This window comes from Ruegeria sp. HKCCA5763 (assembly GCF_013034545.1).
GTDB lineage: Bacteria > Pseudomonadota > Alphaproteobacteria > Rhodobacterales > Rhodobacteraceae > Ruegeria.
This window is the reverse complement of the sequence record NZ_WQGF01000009.1, coordinates 113020-133994: the sequence shown is the minus strand read 5'-3', so window position 1 is coordinate 133994 and position 20975 is coordinate 113020. Positions and strand designations below refer to the sequence as shown.

The window sequence follows — 20975 nt, the reverse complement described above, 5'->3', positions numbered from 1 at the left end:
TGGAAGCTGTCGCTGGATTGAACTCGAACGCCCGCTCCTTCTCGTCAAAGCTGGCCAACACATCCATGGCAACCGAAGCGCGTTCTTTGGCCTCAGTCAACTTTGCCTCTCCTTCGACTCCTTCAAGAATACCCATCTCGAAAAGTTCGATACGACGCGATAGCAGCTTGTTGGCTTCTGCTACCGTGCGTTCAAGTTTCTTCCTGTCTGGTTTGCCGGCTGCGTTGAGTTCGCGACGTTCTTCATTGTAGGCACGGATGAATTCATTGATGTAGGTTGGCGTCGACAGCTCTTTTCTTAGTTCGGCCAGCAGGGCGCTTTCGATCTTGTCGAGGCGAACCTTCCCATTATTGTTGCATGAGCCACTCTCTTTATGTTTTCACGCAAGGGGAGCGAAGTCAGGATCCAGGCCGCATTTCCTGTTCGACCAACTCAATCAATGGAGAACGATATGGCGGACCTGGATCAACAAATCGAACATGCGCGCGCGAGACTCAGGGACCTTCAGGCCAGGGCGGGCAAACAACGACGACGTAATGAAACGCGCAAAAAGATTATCTATGGCGCTGCTGTTTTGAAGCTTCTCGAGGAAATTGAGAGAGACAAAGCTGATCGGTTGCTCAAGCTTCTGCACGAACGTATCTCACGCGACTCAGATCGAGAGCTGTTAGGGCTGTAAACCCAGTTAGATCTTCTTGCGGCACCGAAGGCTCTCAGAAGGGTTGGCTGACTTGGGCCTATTGAAAGTAAAAGACTGGCGCGGCTTACCGCGCTCAGTATCGTCAGGTCGCGACGTGAGAAACATCCTTGTCCGGCGAATAAATGTCCAGGATGTTCCAATGACCGGTAGTTGGTGTCGGGTTGTTGATCATTGGCACATCCAGCACGGTTGGCTTGCCACTGGCGATTGCCACTTCCAATGCGGGCAACAGTTCGTCGGCAGCGCTGAGTCTGTGCCCTTCCGCGCCGTAGGCTCGCGCTATGTCGGCATAGCCCGGTCCGTTTGCGGGTGCGGCAGCTGATCCGGGGAACGTGGTTCCATAGGTCAATCCGTAATGCGCCTTTTGAAGGCCCGCGATAGTGCCGAAGGCGTTGTTGTTCATAACCAGCCAGATGATGCCCAGATCAAGCTCGACCGCGGTTGCCAGCATCGACGGATTCTGACCGAACCCCCCATCGCCAACAAGACTTATCACCACACGGTCAGGGGTTGCCAGTTTTGCGCCGATCGCTCCCGGAGGGCCAAAGCCCATCGTCGCGAACCCACCCGGAGTCAGGATCGAACCAGGTGTCAGGATATCGAACTGTTGCCCAACACCGTTCTTGTTCCAGCCAACGTCCGTGGTGATGATGGCATCCTCAGGCAGTGCCTTGCGGGTATCTGCCAGAATACGCTCGGGCATCATCGGAAAGGCCGATGAGGTCGCCATTTCCTCGTTGCGCGCTTTGAAGTCCGTCCGGAAGCCAGCGATCTTCTGCTCCAGCGTGGGGCGCTTGAAGCCGTCCGGATACATCTCGCGGGCGACCCGGTTGAGGACGCGCAATGCGGCCTTGGCGTCAGCAACGGCTCCGATCTCAGTGGGATAGTTCCGACCGATCTCCTGCGGCTCAATGTCGATATGAATGACCTTCGATCCGGGAATATTGAACGTGTAGCCAGGGTACCAACTTGAACAATCAGCCTCTTTGAACCGAGTGCCCACGGCAAAGATGTAGTCCGCATTCAAGCAGGACTGGTTGACCAACTCGGTGCCCCAAAACCCGGTCATTCCCAGCACAAGCGGGTGGTCGTCTCGCAACGCGCCTTTACCCATCAGGGAATGCGCGACGGGCAGGCCCATATGCTCAACAAATTCTCGCAACTCCTCGCTGGCCTGTGCCAGAAGAATACCGCCTCCGACATAAGCGACTGGGCTTTCGGCTTTAGCCAACGCTTCGACAATCTCGCCCGCTGTCTCGTCGTCAATCGACGGTTTCTTGAGAGCGCGCGTGTTGTCGCGAATACGGTCGAAACTGTCCGAGGGGATCACCTCTGAAAAGATGTCCATGGGAACATTGACCAGTACCGGCCCGGGCTGACCGCTTTCAGCCAGATGGAACGCCTTTTCAAGAATCTCGGCCATTAAATCTGCACGGTCGACCCGCCAAGCGCGTTTTACGAAGGGTCGATAGATCTCCCACTGGGCGGCGTCGGCATGGAGGTTCACTTCCTGATGTGGATGTTTGCCGTAGTAGTGCGTAGGAATATCGCCCGCGATCACGACCATCGGGATACAGTCCAGTGCGGCGTTGGCGACCCCGGTGGCGCAATTGGTCAGACCCGGGGAGAGATGGGACAACACCACCGAGGCCTTGCCCGTCACGCGGGCATAAGCGTCCGCCGCGTGGCTGGCTATTTGTTCGTGCCGTACGGTGACGAAATCGATGGGGCTTTCCGCCAGCGCGGCCAGAACCGCTATATTCGTGTGACCGCATAGACCGAACACATGTTTGACCTCACGACGCTCAAGGAAATCGACGATGTGCTCAGCAACGGTTTTGCCTTCTAATTTAGCTCCGTCCATCACGCGACCTCCTGTCCGTAGAACTCACCGAACAAGTCCGGCTCCGAGGGGCGATCCTCGGGGATGGGACGGCTGACCCAGGTGTAGTTCATCATGTGTTTCATGGTGACGTTTTCATTGGTGATGTTGCCGCCCCAGATGCCGCAGCCCAGGCTGCTGGTCATAGGCATGCCGTTGGTCCAGGCACCTGCGTTGGCCTTCGATTGTGGCTGTCGCACCATCATGCGGCTAACCGGGGCCAAGCGCGCTAACCGATCGATGTGATCGTCGTTGTGGCTGTAGATGCCGCAGGAGTGACCTTTGCCCCCGGTGTTGTAGATCTGGCTGACCGTTTCCAGCGCGTCATCGAACGTGTCGAAGTGATAAAGCGCCATCAGAGTGGTCAGTTTTTCCTTGGAGAACTTGTGCTGCGGGCCGATTTGCCCCTGATTTTCAACCATCAGAAACTTGCGATCTTCGGGGATGCTAAAACCGGCGACCTTGGCCGTTTGCTGCGGCGGACAAGCGATGGTCGGAAACGTACGGTTGCCCTTTTCGTCCCACATGGCCGCTTCGAGCATGGCCTTCTCTTCATCCGAACACAGGTAGCCGCCCTCGGCTTGAAGTGCCTTGACCATATCATCGTAAACTGAGCGCTGGATGATGATGTTGCCATCGGCTGAGCAACCGGACCCAAAATCAGAGGTCTTTGAAATACGCGTATTGTGCGCGGCGATGTCCAGATCGGCGGTTTCATCGATGACGATGGACGAATTGCCCGCGCCGACGCCATAGGCCGGGCGCCCAGAACTGTACGCCGCTTTGACCATGGGTTTGCCACCCGTCGCCAAAGTCAGGTCGCAGATCTCCATCAGATGTTGCGTCAATGGGATCGACGGTTTGCGAATGGATTGGAACAAGTCCTCGGGGGCACCGGCAGCACGACAAGCTGCTCGCATAACCTCGACCATTTCGAAGGTGGTATGGGCGGTTCGCGGGTGCGGGCTGAAGATGACCGCATTCCGGGCGTTTGCGGCGGACACGCCGGTCACCGGTGGCGTCATCGCCGGGTTGGTCATCGGGATCAGGGAGGCGATCACACCGGCAGGTTTGGCATATTTCACGAGCCCCTTTTCTTCGTCGACTTCGACGATCCCCGTCGAGGGCGTACGCAAGACGTCTCGCAGCACCATGTGAATCTTGAATCGCTTCGCAGGGCGCCCTGCGCGATCTCCGATGCCGCTCTCGTCCACGCCTTGTTGAGCCAAACGCGTGAAGGTTTTCTCATTACCCGCATACCACGCAATGGCCTGAGAAAGGCGGTCCAACCTGTCCTGATCCCAATCCTCGATCTCGGCCATGGCAGCGCGAGCGCGTGCCAGCATATCGGCGGCCATGTTGCGGTCGTTTTCAGTGAGCTCTTTGCCCATGATGATCCTCTTGGTGTTTTAGAATTGCAGCATCGGGCACACGACGCTGTGACCGCGCCTCGCCAAATGTTCGCTTGGCGTGGCTGAGACAGCGACGCGCGTGTTCTTCATATCCCAACTCGGCAACGCGGCTTTGGTTGGGCAGTTCGATGGAATAGTCGACGGGCGGCATCCGTTCGATGATGCCGGTGAAGTCAATCCAGCCTTCGCCGGGATAGAGCCGCGCATCGCGCGCCAGCTGGATCATGCCCTCGCGCGTATCGGCGATGCCGGGCAGGCAATCAGAGATATGCAGGAAGTGAAACAGGTCCGAGGGGACGTGTAGCAACTCTCCCAAATCCACGCGGCTGAGATGCAGATAAAGCGTATCAACCAGAATACCGCCATTCGGCTGATCGGAGGCGCGGACAATGTCAAGCGCCTCATCCAGAGTACGAAGGCGGGAAAAGCTTGGGAACTCCAGGTCCACTGTTAGCCCGTAGGGTGCCGCCAGTTCGCAGGTTTCCGAATAGACGTCGATCAGGAAGTCACGATCATCGCGGGTATTGGTCCACGCGCTCATGATCATGCGCTTGGCACCCAATTCCCCACCGATCTCAAGAGAAGGCTCAAAACTGCGCGGATCGACATCTTCTGTGATGCGCGCAAGTTCGACATCGAGGACTTTCAAGCCAGTGGTAGAGAGAGCAGTTTTGGTGGCATGCACCTGTGCCTTGTCGATTGGAGATTGAGTGAATTCACCGGGCACATGCATCGGAATGAAGCGGGGGCTGACGGCATCGTAACCGGCCCGCGCTGCGATATAGACCAACTCGGGCGGCGTACAGCCAATCAGCGTCAGATGCGCCAAGGAATAGAGAGAGGGGCTTGCGCCAGCCTCTTCGGGTTTCACCATGAACGGCAGCTCCACGTGTCTGCGAATCTCAAATTCATCACACGTAGTAAAAAATATCTGATATTTTTTAAAATATCAACTTTTAATACTGAGCAGGAAATGAAAGCGCCCGGGCAACTGCCCGGGCGTGTTTTTCATTCTTGTTGGCAGAGCCTTAGAGAGTGACCCAGTCACCTCCGGACTGGTGAGAGCGCACGGAGGCTTCAATAAACCGGACGCCATCTGCACCTTGTTCGACACTGGGATAAGTAAGCCAATCATCCGGAACGGTAACGCCATCCCGACGCGCGGCTACGGCCATAGCAAATTCCGTATAGAGGTTGGCCCAGGCTTCGATAATCCCTTCTGGGAAGCCGCGCGCGGTCCGGATTAGACGTTCTGCGCCGGGGCCGATGCCATGCCCGTGACCTCGGCTGATGATACGATCCGGCTCACCGAACCGATTGAACTTCAGCTGTTCCGAATTCTCCAGGTCCCACTCGAGACCTCCTTCGTTCCCGAATATGCGCAACCGCAACCCTCCCCGATTCCCGGGGGCAAGGCGTGTCGCCATCAGGGTTCCCGGAACCTCGTTTTGATAGCGGGTGAACATGAATGCTGTGTCTTCCAAAGGCTTTGGCGCGCCGCAGACATGGAACTCGGCCCTCAGGTCGGTCAAGGGCAGGCCCGAGACAAAACTGGCGAGATGCGCGGCATGGGTGCCGATATCGCCGACACAGCTGGTCGGACCAGAAATCTTTGGGTCCAGCCGCCATTTGACGTGGGGCGCATCAGCCACATCATCGGGCGTCATCCAGTCTTGCATGAACTCGACGTGGATTTGGTTGATTTTACCGATGCCGCCTTCCGCCACTATTTGTTTGGCCTGACGGATTACTGGAAAACATGACATCGCATAGCCGACAGCAAAGATGTGTCCCGTGCGCGCGGTAATCTCCTCAATCCCTTCGGCCTCCGCGACTTCGTTGGTCAGGGGCTTATCGCACAGCACGTCAATGCCCGCCTCCAGAAAGGCTTTGGCCGCTTCGAAATGAACGTGGTTCGGGGTGGTGATCATGACGGCATCTACGCCATCCGGGCGTGCCGCCTCGGCCTTTGCCATCTCGTCGAAGGACGCATAGCACCGGTCGGCCGGCAGGAACCACTCGGCCCCGCGCGCCTTGCTTCGCATGGCGTCAGAACTAAGCGCGCCTGCGGTGACCTCCCACCGGTCGGTCATCCGCGCGGCCGTTGCCTGCGTGACAGAGATCCGTCCGCCGCCAATAACGCCCAGCCGCAAACGGCGAGACAATCGGGGGAAAGGTCCGTCAAAGTTCAGGTCTTCGGGTAAAAGTCTCTCAGCCATTCTGCATCTCCATTTCCGGGACCCGTACGCCTTCCGGCAGCATTTCCACCGCCATGAAAATGCTGGGGGTAATCGTCTCGTACTGATGCCAGGGATAGTTGCCTTCAGCGTCATACATCGGTTTGTGCGTCGTGCCGGGGGCCATGAATTCTTCGAGGTAAAGGGTTTCAACATCCCGCTCACGGCATTGCTGCATTTTGCCAAAGCCTACGATTTGCGTATGCACTTCGCGAAACCCCGGTACCGGGCAGAACGGATGATCCTTGTGCAATCCGACATTCAATGGGACAGAACCGGAATGGTACATGGTCAGTCCAACGTTACCCACGAAAACCTTTGGCGACATGTAGTGGCTGACACCGCGCAAACGCTCCTCTTGGCGAACATCAAAAGCAGATGGCCATGTATCTTTCACCCATGCGAACAACTCGTTGTCATCGGCATGGGCGTCGAAATCATGGACAATGACTGCACGTTCAACGCCGCTAAGCGTGCTGTCTTGCACGATCACAGAGGAAAGCGGTGCAATGGTCTGATCCTCGACAGAGAGATTTCGCCCCCCAAGGTTAAGGACGATGGCGCGACCCTCGATAGAAATTCTGCGCTCGTCAGTTATGTGCTGGATGCGAAAGAATGGCTGAGCAAAGTCGAGTGTCTCAATCGGCATGAACCATTTCCTTCCTCTCATCGTTAAGGAAATCGACCGGCAAAGGCTCTGGAGCCGCGCAACGGCTTTCTATCGTCTGATAGGCGCCAAATTTCGGCGCCCGTTCGATCGCGTCCATGACCTCGAAAACGTGGTAGGCGAGCGCTCCACTTGCACGGGGTTGGCGGCCTTCTTGCGCCGCCAGGGCCAGATCCAAAAGGCCGAGCCCGCGGCTGTCTTCATTGAATCCATGTTTGTTTTCGACCACTTGCCAGTCCTCGCGACCTGTTGGACGGGGCTGATGAGACCAGCGCGAGGTGTCCCGTGTCTTCAACCAGACATCCCCCTGAAAGATATTGGCACCATGAACCGGGTCAGGGTCAGGGATGCTGATGGTGCCGTTTTCACCGTAGATCTCGAACCGCGGAGTTTCGCTGTCCCAGACGTCAAAGCTCATGGTCATCGACCCTATAGCTCCGGAAGAGAACTGCAGCAGGCTTAGGGAGTGCGTGTCGACCTCGACGTCCATCCATTCGCCGTTGCGAGGGCCGTTTTCGATCATCCTTTTGTCGAAAGTGCATCGCGCCATTCCGGCGACCCGGTCAACGGGACCAAGGCAGCAAATCATTGCGGTCAGGTAGTATGGCCCAAGGTCCAGCAAGGGCCCGCCACCGGCCTGGTAGTAGAAATCCGGGTTGGGATGGTGGCGCTCCGTCCCGTGGGTCCCGACATGGGCAAAAACCCCTGTCGGTTTGCCAATGGCACCCTCGTCGATCAAGCGCCGAACGGTCTGCCAGCGACCGCCCAGAAATGTGTCGGGTGCGCAACCGACCAGTAACCCATTTTCAGAGGCCATGTGCAGGATCGCTTTACCATCCGTTCGATTCATAACCAGCGGCTTCTCGGAATAGACGTGCTTGCCCGCCTCCAACGCGCGCAGGCTGATTTCGGCATGCGCCGCCGGAATTGTCAGATTCAGAACGCAGTCAATCGTCGGAACGTCAAACACTTCATCTGGCGTGCAGGCCTTGGCGATGCCGTATTGATCCGCCTTGGCGCGGCTTTCCGAAGGATCAAGGCTTGCGCAAGCTACGACCTCAACGTTTGAGAATTTGGATAGTGTTTTTAGATAAATATCACTGATACGACCACAGCCGATAAGGCCGACCCGGAAGGATTTCGATGTCTCACGTGTCATCATTCCTGTCTTCGTAGAGGGGTAAATAATTCGGAGGCATCGGCCCTTTGTTCCGACCGCCCTGCCCCATTTGCTCCCAAGCGTGGGCGAGTACTCCGACCGAGCGGGACAGGCAGAACAGCCCTCGTGACAAGGGCGCAGGAAAGCCAAGTTCGCAGAAGATCACAGCCGTCGCTCCGTCAATATTCATGGCAATTGGCCGACCGCCTCGTTGACGACCGAGTTCGGCTTGAACCTCTTCTCCGATATCGGCAAACCGGCCAGAAACTGTGCCTTCTGCCGCCGCATCACGAACAAGTTGCATCAATCGTGGTGCGCGTGGGTCGACAGGCTTGTGAAACCTGTGACCAAAGCCCGATACGATCTTGCCGTAGGTCTCGCGCCAACTGTCCAAGCCATCCCGAACAGCGTCATTCAGCGAACCTCCCGCATTCATGCGGGCGGCGATATCATAATACAGCTCAGCACATTGCTCTCCTGCACCTCCATGCACGTCGCCCAGCATGTTCACCGCAGTCGCCATTGCATTATTGAGACCTACCCCGCAGGTGGCAGCCATACGCGCAGCCGCGATCGAGGGGGCCTGCGGACCGTGATCCACGCCTGCGACCAAAGCAGCCTCGAACAGGCGCGCCTGTGCGTCGCTCGGCAGATCGCCCCGAACCATCAGCCAGATCATCTGCGGGAAAGATACGTTCCCGATCAGGTCCTCTATGGCGTTGCCACGAAAAGCGATCTGACCGGGCTTCATGTCGATGATGGAGGTACGCCACCATTGGCGGATAGCTTGCTCGTCGTTTGTCATACCGTTGCACCTCTAAACTCGCGCATGCGCTGCTGACGAAGTGAATCGAAAACGCTTTGAAGACGACTGATTGAGGCGGTGCAGCCGGTGAAGATTTCAAAAGACGCTGCAGCCTGATGAACTGCCATTCCAGCACCATTCATCACTTTTAACCCAGTTGTGCGGGCGCTTCTCAGAAGGTGTGTCTCGAGCGGGAAATATACTATATCTGCCACCCAAGCATCCGGCCGCAACAATGATGGATCAATCACCGACCCGGGGTACTTATCCATCCCGAGCGGTGTTGCATTGACCACTCCGTCCACAAATTTGACCCGTTCCAACGAAATCGAGGGGGAACCCTGAAGCTTTGCAAAAGGGCGCAAGACCTTTAGTCGACTGACCAGCGCCTGCGCTCGGTGGAAGTCAGGATCGATGATCTCCAGGTTTCGAACACCTGAATCAAGCAAAGCCAAAGAGACTGCACTGCCCGCGCCTCCAGCACCAAACATGAGAACCGTTTCAGTCTTCGATGATCCCAAAAAATCTCCGAAGGCACTGTGGAAACCTATGTAGTCGGTGTTGTGGCCAACCATTCGGTCGTCACAAAAAACCACCGCGTTTACAGCTTGAAGCTCCTCAGCGGTTTTGGAAAGCTCATCGAGATGATCAATGACTGATGCTTTGTAGGGGTGTGTTACGTTGACCGCCGCACAGCCTAATTCAACTGAATAATGCAATAAATCAGCGACCGACATTCCACGAAATGGCTCTTTTGCCGTGTCGATCCTACCGTAGCTCAGATCGATACCCTGCGCCCGGCCCTCCGCCTCGTGCATCTCAGGCGTCATGGAGCCAGAAATCCCTTGTCCGATTAGTGCGGCCTTCATATTAGGTTGTTCCTTCCGCCACGTGGTGTCGCGTTTGCGCCGCTAATCGAAACGCAGCGTTACGCGCGCCATAGCCGGCGTAACCAGTTCGGCGCTCAACAATTTCAAAGAAAAAGCCGTTAAAGATGGGGCGACTGTAGATCTGAAAATACTCGGCACCCGCCGCCTGGTCGTAGAGTATGTTATCCCTGCGCATTTGGGCGATCAGGTCTTCACTTAACCCGAATGTCGCTTGCAGATCAGCGTAGTAGTTTTCTGGGATGGACAGACTGGGAAAGCCGGACTTCCGCAATTGGGCCGAGGTTTCAAATATGTCGTCCGACTGGAAGGCGATGTGCTGAACACCGGCGCCAAAACCGTCTTCAAGGAATGAAGCCGCCAGTGTTCGACGCCCAACTGCTCCATTCAGGTTTAATCGCACTTCGCCCTCGGGGCTTTCGATGGCTTGGCTTTGCACAACACCCGACGGGTCGGCAACGTTCACGATCGGGGATTTTGCCATCTCAAAAGTCGAAATGTAATAGAGCAGCCAGCTTTGCATCTCATCGTTACGCATCGTCTGTGCCAGATGGTCGATGCGGCGCAGACCGGCGGGCTGGATCGCTTTGGTCTTGGCGACTGGCTCGAACTCGATGTCCCAAACCCGATGCAGATCGGATTTCTCATCTATGAAATGGACAACATTGCCACCAACACCTCGGATGGCCGGGATGTCCAGTTCCCCGGTCCCTACCGGCTGTGAGAAATTCGGCGCGCCCAACGCGGTCGCTCGCTGAACCGTCTGATCCGCATCTTTGACACGCAACCCCATATCACAAACGGAGGGGCCGTGACCCAGAAACGCCGAATGGGCAAATCCTTCCTTTTCGGTATTCACGACGATGTTTATCGCGCCCTGCCGCCATAGCTCGACGGACTTGCTTACGTGTTTTCGCTCCATTCGAAAACACATTGCTGACAGCATATCTGCCAGCTGCGCACCGCTTGTTTCGTCGGCTGTAAATTCGACGAACTCGAAGCCTGACGCATAGACGCGTTCCGGCAGGTCCGGGGTGCCGAAATCGGTTCCCGGCTCGGTCCGTGATACCTCATCCAAGAGGTTCACCAGCGACCTGTAGCTGTCTCGGGCCAGTGTTCGGCCACCGGGTTGAGGAGCTGCTTCGTTGACGCGCGCAATGGACCAAGGCCCCTTGTACCCGGCGCGGGACAACACGCGTACAAAGCCCGCAAGGTTCAGCGACCCAAGCCCCGGCAGAAGCCCAAAGTGCCGCTTGAGCCGACGTATATCCATCTCGAACCGGGGTGCATCGGACAGTTGTACATGGAACAGCCGCTCGCCGGGAATGTCCCGAAGGCGGGCTGGTTTGGACCGGTCGGCAAGCGAGAAGAAGGAGTTCAAGGCTAACCCGAAATGAGGGCTGTCAATCGCTTCAACGACGCCTAACGCCTGCTCATCCGAGTGAATAAGATCCGACCAAGGCAAGCCCATGTAGGCCAGACGCATCCCCATCTCTTTCGCGATCTCGGTCGCCTCGCCAAGATCTGCGATTACCTGTTCTTCGGTCGCGGCGACATCGACCTCGAAGGCAGACCCGATAAGCAGCAATTCCGTTCCCAACTCGCTCATCAGGTCGAGTTTGCGTTTCAGTCGATCAAAGGCGCGCTCCCGTCCGGCATCGGGCTGGCCTTCAAGGTTATGGAAGGGTTGTAGCAGGCAAATCTTCAGGCCGAGGTCCGATGCAATCTCGCGGACTTGTGACGGCGGTCCGTCAAAAGCGGTCAAATCCGGTTCGTGTAATTCGACACCCCCGAATCCCGCGTCAGCGATGGCGCTCAGTTTTTCGGCCAGATCACCGGGGATCGACGTTGTCGAAACCGACAGGCACATTATCCCTGATATCCAAACATACGCGGCAACCACAGGACCAGATCCGGCATCAGCATCATTATCACCAAGGCGAAGATGAGAACCGCGAGGAAGGCCCAGATTTCGGAGATGATTTCGCGCAGCGGAATGTCCGTCACGGCGTTGATCACAAAGAGTAGAATGCCATAGGGCGGCGTGATCAAACCGATCATTGAGTTCACGACGACCAGCACTCCGAAATGCACCAGATCAATCCCGAGCGCTTCGCAGGTTGGAATGAACAGGGGCACGATCACCAGGATGATCGTTGTTGCGTCTAACACGCATCCCAGCGCGAGGATCAGCAGGTTTACGAGGATCAGGAACACAATCGGGCTGACATCAGAACCCTCCAGCAGCGCCGAGATAGACTGCGGTATTTGCTCCTGAATAACGATGAAGTTCAGAATGAACGCGCCCCCAATGACCACCCCGACGGCTGCGGAAGAGCGCGCGCTGTCGACGAACACTTGATAAAGGCCACGGAAGGTCAGCGCGCGGTAGAACAACGCTGCCAGAAGCAGGGCGTAGAATGCAGCCACTGCTGCGGCCTCGGTTGGAGTGGTGACGCCGCCATATATGCCGTATAGCAGGATTGCGGGCATCAGCAGTGCCGGAAACGCGTTTGCGGTTTTAGCCGGCAATTCGCGCAGTGGAACAGGTTCTTCCAATGCAAAGTTCCGCTTTCCGGCCAGATAATAGTTCATCGCCATGAGGACGACGCCCATGATCAGGCCCGGAAGAATACCGGCCAGGAACAGCGACCCGATAGAGGCCTTGGAAACGAGCGCGTACAAAACCATCGGGATCGAGGGCGGAATGATCGGGCCAATCGTCGCCGACGCCGCCGTGATCGCGGCTGCGTAACCTCGGCTGTAGCGGCCATCTTTAGTCATCATTTCAATGATAATCTTGCCGATCCCCGCGGCATCCGCGACGGCCGAGCCGGACATACCCGAAAAGATCAGAGACGCTACCACGTTGACGTGCCCGAGACCGCCCTTGAACCGACCAACAGCGGCGACGCAGAAGTTCAGCAGACGGTCCGTGATCGAGCCCGCGTTCATGATATTGGCGGCGACGATGAACAAAGGCACGGCAAGCAGGATCGTGCTTTTGTAGAAGCCCTGCAGGATCTTCTCGCCTGCGAGTGCTACGTCCAGTCCGGCTGTGCCCAGATACACCAATGAGGCCAAGAGGATGGAATAGCCGATAGGTGTCCCGATGCCTGCCAGAAGAAAGAGAGCGAGCAGGCAGGAAAGAAGTTCAAAACTCATTTCTTAACTTCCTCGTCCTCTTCGACGTCGACACGGGGATGGTCGTCAACCACGTTGTACCCAACAACCAGTTCCAACTCTGTCTTTGGGGGGCCATTGCGCATGACGTCGAAGAATAGCCACGCGTAGCGCGCTGCGACGACCAGCATGAATACCGCGTAAATCGAGAATACTGTGCGCAAAGGTATCTTCTCGCCGGAAAACGGATTGCGGACAGTCGATGTCTTGCGGATTTTCATCCAATCGATGTAGTCCCACGTCGGAAGGAAGCTGTAGAGCATACCGACCACGATCGCTGCGGCCGCCAGCATCGCAAAGACCTGCCGCACGCGCATCGGCACGGAAAGGTAGATGATGTCGAACTTCACGTGATCCCGTTCGCGCACTATGAAAGCGCAACTGAAGAAGATCACCCAAACCCACAGAATGCCGATGAGTTCAAGCGTCCATCCGGCGGGGGTAAAGAAGTAGCGCAAGAGTATTTGCAATAGGAAAATCAGGAAGATTGCCGCCAGCATCCCGCCGGCAATCGCTTCGGTCAGTCGGGAGAACCCCTTTATGAAGGCTTTCATTATGGTTCTCCCTCCCTTGTCTTACTGGGCTCAGTTGCCCAAAGCGTTGATCTGATCCAGAACGCCTTCGGGCCATGAGCCAGCGAATTCGCTGTCCAGATACATAGACTGTACCTGATCGCGGAACGCGGCGAGATCGGGTTCGTAGATCTCCATTCCTTGCTCTTTCAGAAAACTGACAAGATCCTCTTCTTTCTGAAGTTGCTTCTGACGGCCTGATTCAGCTGCTGCGTCCGCAGCTTCCTGAACCTTGGCTTGCTGTTCCGGCGTCAACCCGTCCCAAACTTCTTTGCCAATGGCGATATAGTTCAAGTCGACCAAGTGAGATGTCAGGATGATCTGATTGGTCACTTCGTAAAACTTGGCATCAACCACGGTCGGCAATGGGTTGTCCTGACCGTCAACGGCACCGGTCGACAGAGCTGTGTAAACCTCTGAGAACGCCATTGGTGTCGGGGCGGCACCCAGCGCTTTTCCAAGGAACTGCCACGCATCTGTGCCCGGCATCCGCAGGTTCACACCCTCCAGATCAGCCGGAGTGCTGACGGTTAGTTCATCCTTGGGTTGGCGCAGGTTCACCTGTCGACGGCCCAGATACATGACCGACAGCAGTTTGACGCCCAGTTCTTCTTCGGCCTTTTGCTTGAAGGCATCCATCAAGGGATCGTTGAAGACAGCCACCTGATGCGCGGCGTCCTGGTGGACATAGCCTGCTGTAAAGATCGAAAACTCGGGGAAGAACTGTGCCAGTTCCTGCGCCGAGGTGATCGACATTTCCAGGTTACCCCGACTGATGGCGTCCAGCTCAGTACCCTGAGCGAAAATGGTGCCGTTATAGCTGGGCTCATAACTTGCGAAATCAGCGACCATGGGCGCGAAAACCTCGGCCATGGCGACCGAGCGCTGATCGGTCTCCGATCCTGATGTTGCGAGGCGAAGTTGCACTTTGTCTTCCGCCAGCGCACCACTTGTTGCGCTAAACAGAACACCGGTTGCGACCAGGGCTGATACAGCAGCCCGGCGGGTAAGTTTGGTAATCACTTTGCTCCTCCCTGAGACATCATGATGCTTCTTTTTTGCGATTCAGAGTTTTGACCTATTTTGGACATTTTGCAAGATGTTTTGCAAAATATCTGATATTTTAGACTGCCGTCATACCTGCCATTGGTGTTTTTTGTAAGTTTTTGATCTTGACCGTATCACCTGTTCTGCAGGAATTCTGAATAGCTTCAATAACTTGAAGCGTTCTGAAACCTTCCCATCCAGACACAATCGGTTCTGCTTCGTTCCGAGCTACTTCAACAAAGTGCCTGAGTTGATTGACCAGAGGGTCAGACGCACCCTTCTTCAGCGCGGTTGATGAGATTGGCGTCCACCAATCCCTTTGCTCTCTCTGGTAACTCCACAGGCGAAGATCGGGAACGGACAACGAACCATGAGAACCACCTATCATGTAGCTACTCTCAGTGGTTGAAGGATAGATTGGATATTCCTGAGACGTCATCTCCCAGCTCCATGGGGCAACGATGCTGTCGGACACACTTATGGTTCCTATCGCCCCGCTTTCGAACGTCAACAGAGCACCGGCAACATCTTCGTTGTCGTAACCCCGCTGCGAAGCAGCCGACTGAGCCTGTACAGTCATAACTTCTCCGGCCAAGTACCGCAGCAGATCAACATCGTGGACAAGATTGACCGAGATGGGCCCTGCACCGGGTTTCTTTCTCCAAGGCGCAGCATCAAAATACTCGTCTGGCTTATAGAACCAGCAATTCGCATGGACAGCGCGCACATCTCCAATCTTCCCATCGACAATGGCTTCCTTAGCCGACCGGATCAGAGGATTGTGTCGACGATGATGTCCGACCATCAGTGGCACATTGGCCTTCTCCGCTGCTTGAACAAGCTCAAGTGCAGCGGTGGCTTCCACGGCGATCGGCTTTTCGACAAGAACGGGACAACCATGTCGAACACACGTGAGGCCTTGTTCGACATGAAGCGTGGTCGGGGTCGCCAGAACAGCTCCGTCTGGCGTCTGATTTGCAAACATTTCCTCGAGGGTTTCGTAACATGCAACCGCATGCTCAACGGCGTAAGCACGGCCTTCATCGCTGGGGTCGACCACCGCGACGAGATCAACATGGCGCAACGCTCGGATAGCATCTGCGTGGCGGCGTCCAACAAGGCCGATGCCGACAATGGCAATGCGAAAGTTCTTAGACACTTTGCTTCCTTCCGGAGGGTCCGGAAAATCCCGAAACCGATGATTGCGATCGGGCTGCTTTGCCCAACTTGGCCACGACCGTATTGGGGTTTTCGCGATTCCGCAATAATGTATGGTATTTTTATTTTTACCATACATCAGTTTGGATTGCTGATGTCTCTGAAAAATGCTAATTGAACGAGGAAACTGATAATATCGGGTGAAACGCATGGCGAAACAGCCGTCTACGATAGGTGCAAGCACCTATCAGCGCATCAAGCGGGACATCATCTTCGGGGAGTTGCAGCCCGGCTCCAAACTGAAGCTGGACGCCTTGAAGGAACGCTACTCTGCAAGCCTTTCGACACTTCGTGAAACGCTGAACAGGCTCGCCAGCGACGGATTTGTCGAAGCTCCTGAGCAACGGGGGTTCCTGGTTACACCGGTCTCCCGTGAAGACCTGATCGAGATATCAGAGCTGCGTGTCCTGTTGGAATGCCACGCGTTGGAGTTATCCATCGAGAATGGTGACACGGATTGGGAGGGGAACCTCGTCGCCGCGCATCATAAGCTGCATTTGATGGAGCAACGGCTTCTCAAAGGAGATGACTCTGAGAAAGAAACCTGGAAGAGGTACGACTCGGAGTTTCATCAAGCAATGATAGCAGCCTGCAACTCCAAGAATCTTCTATCCCTTCACTCAATCATCTATGACAAATATCTTCGCTACCAGATGCTCGTACTGACCTATCGAGGTGAGGTAGCAGCCAAAGAACACAAACACATGTTCGATGCCGCATTGGCCAGAGACGCGAATATGGCCAAGAAACTGTTGGAAGATCACATCCGAAACGGCCTCGCCCACACGTTGGAGGCTATGTAGGCCATTCCGCCGTGCCGCAATTGCGGCGGCCTCCAACTCGGAGCAACGCGGTGATGTCCAATATCTTTTGATCGAATTCGCCAGTCAGGGTACCGCCACGACAATTGAGCTTTCAGCTTACCCCTCGAAGGTCGCGGCACCCGTATTTTACAGAGTGTTAATGTGTGGGGTTTGTGTCCAAGACGGACCTCCGCTACCATCATCCAGAAAATTTTTTTTTGAATGAACCCTTCGTGGGCGAACTGGACCTTGGCCTAGAATAAACCTCTTTCAAATCTGTCTTTGGACGACGATCAAATCTGAGCTCGTCAGTTAGCAGCCGTGACTGGGAAGCCCGCCGAGATTTCGAAAGCCGCCGCTTTGAGTTTGTGAGGCTAGAAACCGCTAATACGCTCGATAAGCCAATACATCGACACGGAACCGATGCCATAGGCGGCGACAACTGTTGCCCTTTGGTTGATCGGAAACGCAATCACACGCCAGATCATCAAAGAAAGCGCCAAGGCTGTGATGAAAAACAGCTGACCGGCTTCAACGCCCAGATTGAACGCAAGCAATGCTGCGGGGATGTCGTTTGGCGGCAGACCAATATCGGCCAATGCCCCAGCAAAACCAAGACCGTGTAAAAGCCCGAATCCGAAACAGACGATCCAGGGTTTTTGACTTGAAAGCCGGAACCGTCCTTCACCGCCTTTGACAATCTCCATCGCCAGAAAAACGATCGACAAGGCGATGACGGCCTCAACTGGTGGGCCGGGAACGTTCAGAACGCCAAAGGTTGCAAGCGCCAATGTTATCGAATGCGCAAGCGTGAATGCTGTTACAGCTCCGACCAACCTCCACGGATCGCGAACCAAAATGAACAGCGCTAAGACAAAAAGCAGATGGTCCCAGCCTTCCAGTATGTGCTCGAACCCCAACTGGAAATAGGCGACAAATACTGACGATGTCGTCTGTTCAGATGGAATGTCCTGAACCGCGGCATCTGGCGTGAAACGAAGCGTCGCGGGCTCGGATTCTAGTGGGTGCAAACGGACCAAAACATCGTTTTGCTGAGCCTCAAGGCCCTCGATGGCGATGGGTTGGCCCGCGATCGTTGCGTCGCACTCGGCAACCCAGGATGAAACCCATGCTCGCCCGTCGAAAGCCGGGTCAGGCCCACGTGCAGGAGCGCATCCATCCGGCAAAACAGCATCAATCGCCATTGGCTGACCACTCACATCTGGCTTCCGCCAATGAACGCTCCACGTACCTGGCCCGATTTGACGCATGTCCAGGTATCCCGGATCAAGCGCATGCGCTGCCACGTTACCTACGGGCCAAGCGAACAGAAGCGCAAGCACTATGCAGATCAAAGCCCTCATTCGGTCGCGCCTGACAGGTCGGGCACCACAATCTTGTACGTACCCGCAAGAGCTTCATACTGCGCTTGCGCCAGATCTTCACTCATGGCGCGACGCCAATCCCGTAAAACCGCATCGTGAATGTCTGACAAAGCCGGCGTTTGGCTGGGCTCAATGGCGGTCACCTGAACAAGGTGAACCCCGTAACCTGACCGGATCGGACCGACCCACTGGCCAGCTTCGAGCTCTAACAGAGCGTCGGAAAATCCACCTCCAAAGACCGAGTCCACCACTCTGGTCACGGTCAGGGGCATTGAGGTCGGCAAGAGTGTCGAAGCCCCGTATGCAGACATGTCTTGCCCCTCGTCTAGCGCAACCAGGGCCGCCTCAAGTTCTGCATCACTTGGCCGTTCGCCCAAAAAGACCTGATTGAACGCCACCTTGTCGGGGGTAGCATAGCGTTCAGGACTTTCTTCAAGAAACGCCTCTAGATCCTCATCTTCTGGAACCAATGATGTGGCGATCGCTTCTGTAAGAAAATCCATCTTCTGACTTAGACGAGACCTGATCACGCTATCCCCACGATCAAGGCCAAGTTTTCGTGCCTCCCGCACAAGTACCTCTTCGCGAATTGACGCGTTGACCAAGGCTTGCAGCTCAGCATTGTCGGGCGGGCGTTTCCACCGCGCTTCAAACTGAGTAGACAAAAGCGCGATATCGTCTTGGTCGAATGTTATCGTTTCAAGGTTTTCGACAGTCTGGTCGTTCGGCGCAACGATATGGAACCAAATGAAAATTGCTGCCCCAATCAAGAAAAAGTGGAACAGGGGTTCTTTCAAAAATCGCATGAAGTCTCCTGCGTAAAACGTGCTCTGGTTCTACGTACTGATGCTGGCATCAGCTGATCGGGTTTTGCAAGAAAATGAATGCTATGAGCATTGCAGAAGTTTCAAACGACCACCGAGGTAGCGGCGGCTACCTCGGCTTCGAAATCCGTGAAGCATGCAATTCACTCGGACGGCGTATACCAAATCGGCGAGGAATAAGCGCGTTCTTGATGCGTAAGAACCGCATCTTCGGGCAGGTCGATGCCATATCTCAGCTTGTCATACAGGATCCAACGCGGGGTTGGGATTTCCAGAGCGCGAACGTAATAAAATGCCCGGGCATTCGGATCGAAATCCGGGTCTGACCAAACGGTGACAAGTTCGGCGGTTCCGATTGTGTTGGTCCAACTGGCGGTGTCTACATCCACGGTGTTTCCAACGGCGGGGATTTTGCCGTTTTCGTCAGCTTCGCGGTTATCCGACCAGGCAACGTCATAAACCTTCTCTTGCAGCGTGCCTTCGGAATCCAGCCACCCTTTGATCACCTGCACGCGATCCAGATTGGCACCAACCGGGTCGCGCAATGCGGCGATCAGGAAGCTGGGTGCACCATCGCCCTCTCGCGGGCGCAAGTCCGAACCCATTGGCACACCTTTGGTGTAGCCCACATTCGCAAGGAAGCGGGTTTCAACATCGGCATCGCTGAAGTCCCAACCACCAAAGAACCGCAGGCCAATCCGCGGTCCCGTGGTTGCGTAAGTCTCGCGTCGCTTGAACGCATCGAAGATCGCGGAACGCGTATTCTCGGTCGCCCAAACAGCCGTATATCCGGACGCCACAAGAAGGTCGCCGGGAATTTCGCCTAGATCATTTGCAATGAAAGGATGTTTGATCCGAGATGCAGAAGGCTCGACACTGACGGACTTTCCAAAAAAGTTGTCTTCCTCGGCAGTGGCCAAAGACGTATGACTGTCCGTCGCCCCGCCCATACCGAACTTATAGGGGTTCACTCCGAACTTTTCTTCCAGCATCAAACCGCGCTTCAGGGCTTCGCGGGCGTATTCTCCGGCTAGCATATCATCGGTCTTCAACTCGGTAATATCGAGATTGCCAACGTCCCAGTTTTCATAGTCTGCAAATTCGTCATCCGGGCTCAGGAATGGGTGCGCTTCGCCATCACCTTTGATTTGAGTGACCTCATAGTGGGGTTCCCATTTTGCGCGGGCCGCAACGTATTCTTCGTCAACCTTGCCGCCGTGATACGTGTCTTCGGTAGGGAACATCCATCCGTTCGACAAGTTACCGTTATGGGCAAAGGCAACGGCGCGTCCCCCTGTTTTCTCCTGATACTCTTCAAGCCAAGCATAAAGCGACTTTGGGTCTGTGTCGCCGTAGGGTGGTTGCGTGACCGGAGGCACCATTTGCAAGGCCCGGATCGGCCCGTCACGCAGCATGACGTTTCGGTGCAGGTTGAATCCCTTGGGGACCGAGGTCCACTCGAACCCGATGAACGCCGTAAAATTACCCGGATCATTATGACGCTCGGCCGCCAAAACGATATGCTCCCAAGTGAAGGCAAAAGCGTCGGCGCCCGGGCTGTACGACTCAAGAAGAACTTCCGGCAGGGTCATTTGCGAAAAGTTTGTGATGATATCAAAGGCAGTTTTCCCCGCCTCTTCGCCGCCCGCTTTGTAACCTTCGTACCATTCCAGACCTTTTGGGTCAGCAAGAACACCGGGCTTGCCGGCTTGTAGATCCGGGGCAAACCCCATCAGGTCCGTGTGGTCAGTCAGAACCATCCAATCCAATGGTCGGGCCAGCCGTACAGCTTGGCCTGTCGAGGAAATGACCTGTTCGCCTTTTGCGAACCGCCACGCTTCGTCAGGCAACAAGGTGTTTCCAAAGGCACCGGCATCAAGGGACAATCCGGTGTGCAAGTGTGTGTCGCCCCAGAGGGGACGTTCCGGAAAGGTACGCTGCGCATAAGGGGAATACGGTTGATCAGAAAACAGGCCTTCAGCTGCCTGTTCGCTCGGAACGGCGTCAGCCAGACCGTTTGTTGGTGCCAAAAGCAACGATAGAATACAGATGGAAATTCGATTCATAGTGCCCCCCTAATGCAATAATTCATGGCGAAATCGCAGAGCTTTCAGTAGCTCTTTTTATATTCGATTTTGTTTATAACATACCTGGCCAACCCGTGTTAATTGATTTGTTCGTAAGGTCATTTTCG

18 protein-coding genes are annotated in these 20975 nt (G+C 55.5%); 2 read left to right on the top strand and 16 right to left on the bottom strand.

The window, feature by feature from the left end; genetic code table 11:
- The first annotated feature begins 451 nt into the window (after positions 1 to 451).
- Positions 452 to 679, top strand: coding sequence for a hypothetical protein (locus GOV89_RS15945; RefSeq protein ID WP_170612081.1), 228 nt, complete (start codon positions 452 to 454; stop codon positions 677 to 679).
- A gap of 103 nt (positions 680 to 782) precedes the next feature.
- Here GOV89_RS15945 and GOV89_RS15940 read toward each other — a convergent pair whose 3' ends face one another.
- The 13 genes from GOV89_RS15940 to GOV89_RS15880 all read right to left on the bottom strand — a co-directional run bounded on the left by GOV89_RS15940 (position 783) and on the right by GOV89_RS15880 (position 15920).
- Positions 783 to 2564: a thiamine pyrophosphate-binding protein gene (locus GOV89_RS15940; protein ID WP_171238604.1), complete on the bottom strand. Its 1782-nt coding sequence runs from the start codon at positions 2562 to 2564 to the stop codon at positions 783 to 785.
- Positions 2564 to 3973 carry an aldehyde dehydrogenase family protein gene (locus GOV89_RS15935; protein ID WP_171238603.1) on the bottom strand — a complete coding sequence of 470 codons (1410 nt, stop codon included), beginning with the start codon at positions 3971 to 3973 and terminating at the stop codon, positions 2564 to 2566. Before GOV89_RS15935 ends, GOV89_RS15940 begins: the two co-directional genes overlap by 1 nt.
- Positions 3954 to 4868, bottom strand: a complete 915-nt coding sequence (locus GOV89_RS15930) for a sugar phosphate isomerase/epimerase (RefSeq protein ID WP_171126280.1) — start codon at positions 4866 to 4868, stop codon at positions 3954 to 3956. The genes GOV89_RS15935 and GOV89_RS15930 overlap by 20 nt, the downstream gene beginning before the upstream one ends.
- A gap of 154 nt (positions 4869 to 5022) precedes the next feature.
- Complete coding sequence (locus GOV89_RS15925) at positions 5023 to 6213, bottom strand: Gfo/Idh/MocA family protein (RefSeq protein ID WP_171238602.1); 1191 nt, start codon at positions 6211 to 6213, stop codon at positions 5023 to 5025.
- Entirely contained in the window at positions 6206 to 6880 is a 675-nt protein-coding gene (locus tag GOV89_RS15920; protein WP_170492504.1) for a hypothetical protein, read from the bottom strand. Before GOV89_RS15920 ends, GOV89_RS15925 begins: the two co-directional genes overlap by 8 nt.
- Complete coding sequence (locus GOV89_RS15915) at positions 6870 to 8060, bottom strand: Gfo/Idh/MocA family protein (RefSeq protein ID WP_171238601.1); 1191 nt, start codon at positions 8058 to 8060, stop codon at positions 6870 to 6872. Before GOV89_RS15915 ends, GOV89_RS15920 begins: the two co-directional genes overlap by 11 nt.
- On the bottom strand, positions 8047 to 8862 hold the full coding sequence (locus GOV89_RS15910) for a citryl-CoA lyase (RefSeq protein ID WP_171238600.1): 816 nt from the start codon (positions 8860 to 8862) through the stop codon (positions 8047 to 8049). The genes GOV89_RS15915 and GOV89_RS15910 overlap by 14 nt, the downstream gene beginning before the upstream one ends.
- Positions 8859 to 9731, bottom strand: coding sequence for a shikimate dehydrogenase (locus tag GOV89_RS15905; RefSeq protein ID WP_171238599.1), 873 nt, complete (start codon positions 9729 to 9731; stop codon positions 8859 to 8861). The genes GOV89_RS15910 and GOV89_RS15905 overlap by 4 nt, the downstream gene beginning before the upstream one ends.
- Before the next feature lies 1 nt (position 9732).
- Complete coding sequence (locus GOV89_RS15900) at positions 9733 to 11619, bottom strand: bifunctional sugar phosphate isomerase/epimerase/4-hydroxyphenylpyruvate dioxygenase family protein (protein WP_171238598.1); 1887 nt, start codon at positions 11617 to 11619, stop codon at positions 9733 to 9735.
- Positions 11619 to 12914 carry a TRAP transporter large permease gene (locus tag GOV89_RS15895; protein WP_170328647.1) on the bottom strand — a complete coding sequence of 432 codons (1296 nt, stop codon included), beginning with the start codon at positions 12912 to 12914 and terminating at the stop codon, positions 11619 to 11621. Before GOV89_RS15895 ends, GOV89_RS15900 begins: the two co-directional genes overlap by 1 nt.
- Positions 12911 to 13486, bottom strand: coding sequence for a TRAP transporter small permease (locus tag GOV89_RS15890; RefSeq protein ID WP_170460347.1), 576 nt, complete (start codon positions 13484 to 13486; stop codon positions 12911 to 12913). The genes GOV89_RS15895 and GOV89_RS15890 overlap by 4 nt, the downstream gene beginning before the upstream one ends.
- 30 nt (positions 13487 to 13516) lie before the next feature.
- Entirely contained in the window at positions 13517 to 14527 is a 1011-nt protein-coding gene (gene dctP, locus GOV89_RS15885; RefSeq protein ID WP_170429695.1) for a TRAP transporter substrate-binding protein DctP, read from the bottom strand.
- Between the two features lie 100 nt (positions 14528 to 14627).
- Positions 14628 to 15920, bottom strand: coding sequence for a Gfo/Idh/MocA family protein (locus GOV89_RS15880; RefSeq protein ID WP_254451538.1), 1293 nt, complete (start codon positions 15918 to 15920; stop codon positions 14628 to 14630).
- Between GOV89_RS15880 and GOV89_RS15875 the strand changes: the two genes are divergently transcribed.
- Positions 15919 to 16572: a GntR family transcriptional regulator gene (locus GOV89_RS15875; protein ID WP_170612103.1), complete on the top strand. Its 654-nt coding sequence runs from the start codon at positions 15919 to 15921 to the stop codon at positions 16570 to 16572. The genes GOV89_RS15880 and GOV89_RS15875 overlap by 2 nt on opposite strands.
- A gap of 374 nt (positions 16573 to 16946) precedes the next feature.
- On the opposite strand, the gene GOV89_RS15870 is transcribed toward GOV89_RS15875, so the two are convergent.
- The 3 genes from GOV89_RS15870 to GOV89_RS15860 form a co-directional block, all read right to left on the bottom strand.
- Positions 16947 to 17936, bottom strand: a complete 990-nt coding sequence (locus tag GOV89_RS15870) for a HupE/UreJ family protein (protein WP_171238597.1) — start codon at positions 17934 to 17936, stop codon at positions 16947 to 16949.
- The gene (locus tag GOV89_RS15865) at positions 17933 to 18763 is read right to left on the bottom strand and encodes a peptidyl-prolyl cis-trans isomerase (RefSeq protein WP_171238596.1); all 831 of its coding nucleotides are present in this window, start codon (positions 18761 to 18763) and stop codon (positions 17933 to 17935) included. Before GOV89_RS15865 ends, GOV89_RS15870 begins: the two co-directional genes overlap by 4 nt.
- A gap of 161 nt (positions 18764 to 18924) precedes the next feature.
- Positions 18925 to 20847 carry a DUF3604 domain-containing protein gene (locus GOV89_RS15860; RefSeq protein WP_171235684.1) on the bottom strand — a complete coding sequence of 641 codons (1923 nt, stop codon included), beginning with the start codon at positions 20845 to 20847 and terminating at the stop codon, positions 18925 to 18927.
- Positions 20848 to 20975 lie beyond the last annotated feature (128 nt).

Bases quoted from the DNA above. Each gene is read 5' to 3' on its own strand.
- GOV89_RS15910 (WP_171238600.1), bottom strand. From the start codon at position 8,862: ATGACAAACGACGAGCAAGCTATCCGCCAATGGTGGCGTACCTCCATC.
- GOV89_RS15890 (WP_170460347.1), bottom strand. From the start codon at position 13,486: ATGAAAGCCTTCATAAAGGGGTTCTCCCGACTGACCGAAGCGATTGCC.
- GOV89_RS15915 (WP_171238601.1), bottom strand. From the start codon at position 8,060: ATGATGACACGTGAGACATCGAAATCCTTCCGGGTCGGCCTTATCGGC.
- GOV89_RS15870 (WP_171238597.1), bottom strand. From the start codon at position 17,936: ATGAGGGCTTTGATCTGCATAGTGCTTGCGCTTCTGTTCGCTTGGCCC.
- GOV89_RS15895 (WP_170328647.1), bottom strand. From the start codon at position 12,914: ATGAGTTTTGAACTTCTTTCCTGCCTGCTCGCTCTCTTTCTTCTGGCA.
- GOV89_RS15935 (WP_171238603.1), bottom strand. From the start codon at position 3,973: ATGGGCAAAGAGCTCACTGAAAACGACCGCAACATGGCCGCCGATATG.
- GOV89_RS15945 (WP_170612081.1), top strand. From the start codon at position 452: ATGGCGGACCTGGATCAACAAATCGAACATGCGCGCGCGAGACTCAGG.
- GOV89_RS15930 (WP_171126280.1), bottom strand. From the start codon at position 4,868: ATGGTGAAACCCGAAGAGGCTGGCGCAAGCCCCTCTCTCTATTCCTTG.
- GOV89_RS15880 (WP_254451538.1), bottom strand. From the start codon at position 15,920: ATGCGTTTCACCCGATATTATCAGTTTCCTCGTTCAATTAGCATTTTT.
- GOV89_RS15905 (WP_171238599.1), bottom strand. From the start codon at position 9,731: ATGAAGGCCGCACTAATCGGACAAGGGATTTCTGGCTCCATGACGCCT.
- GOV89_RS15875 (WP_170612103.1), top strand. From the start codon at position 15,919: ATGGCGAAACAGCCGTCTACGATAGGTGCAAGCACCTATCAGCGCATC.
- GOV89_RS15920 (WP_170492504.1), bottom strand. From the start codon at position 6,880: ATGCCGATTGAGACACTCGACTTTGCTCAGCCATTCTTTCGCATCCAG.
- GOV89_RS15940 (WP_171238604.1), bottom strand. From the start codon at position 2,564: ATGGACGGAGCTAAATTAGAAGGCAAAACCGTTGCTGAGCACATCGTC.
- GOV89_RS15865 (WP_171238596.1), bottom strand. From the start codon at position 18,763: ATGCGATTTTTGAAAGAACCCCTGTTCCACTTTTTCTTGATTGGGGCA.
- GOV89_RS15860 (WP_171235684.1), bottom strand. From the start codon at position 20,847: ATGAATCGAATTTCCATCTGTATTCTATCGTTGCTTTTGGCACCAACA.
- GOV89_RS15925 (WP_171238602.1), bottom strand. From the start codon at position 6,213: ATGGCTGAGAGACTTTTACCCGAAGACCTGAACTTTGACGGACCTTTC.
- GOV89_RS15900 (WP_171238598.1), bottom strand. From the start codon at position 11,619: ATGTGCCTGTCGGTTTCGACAACGTCGATCCCCGGTGATCTGGCCGAA.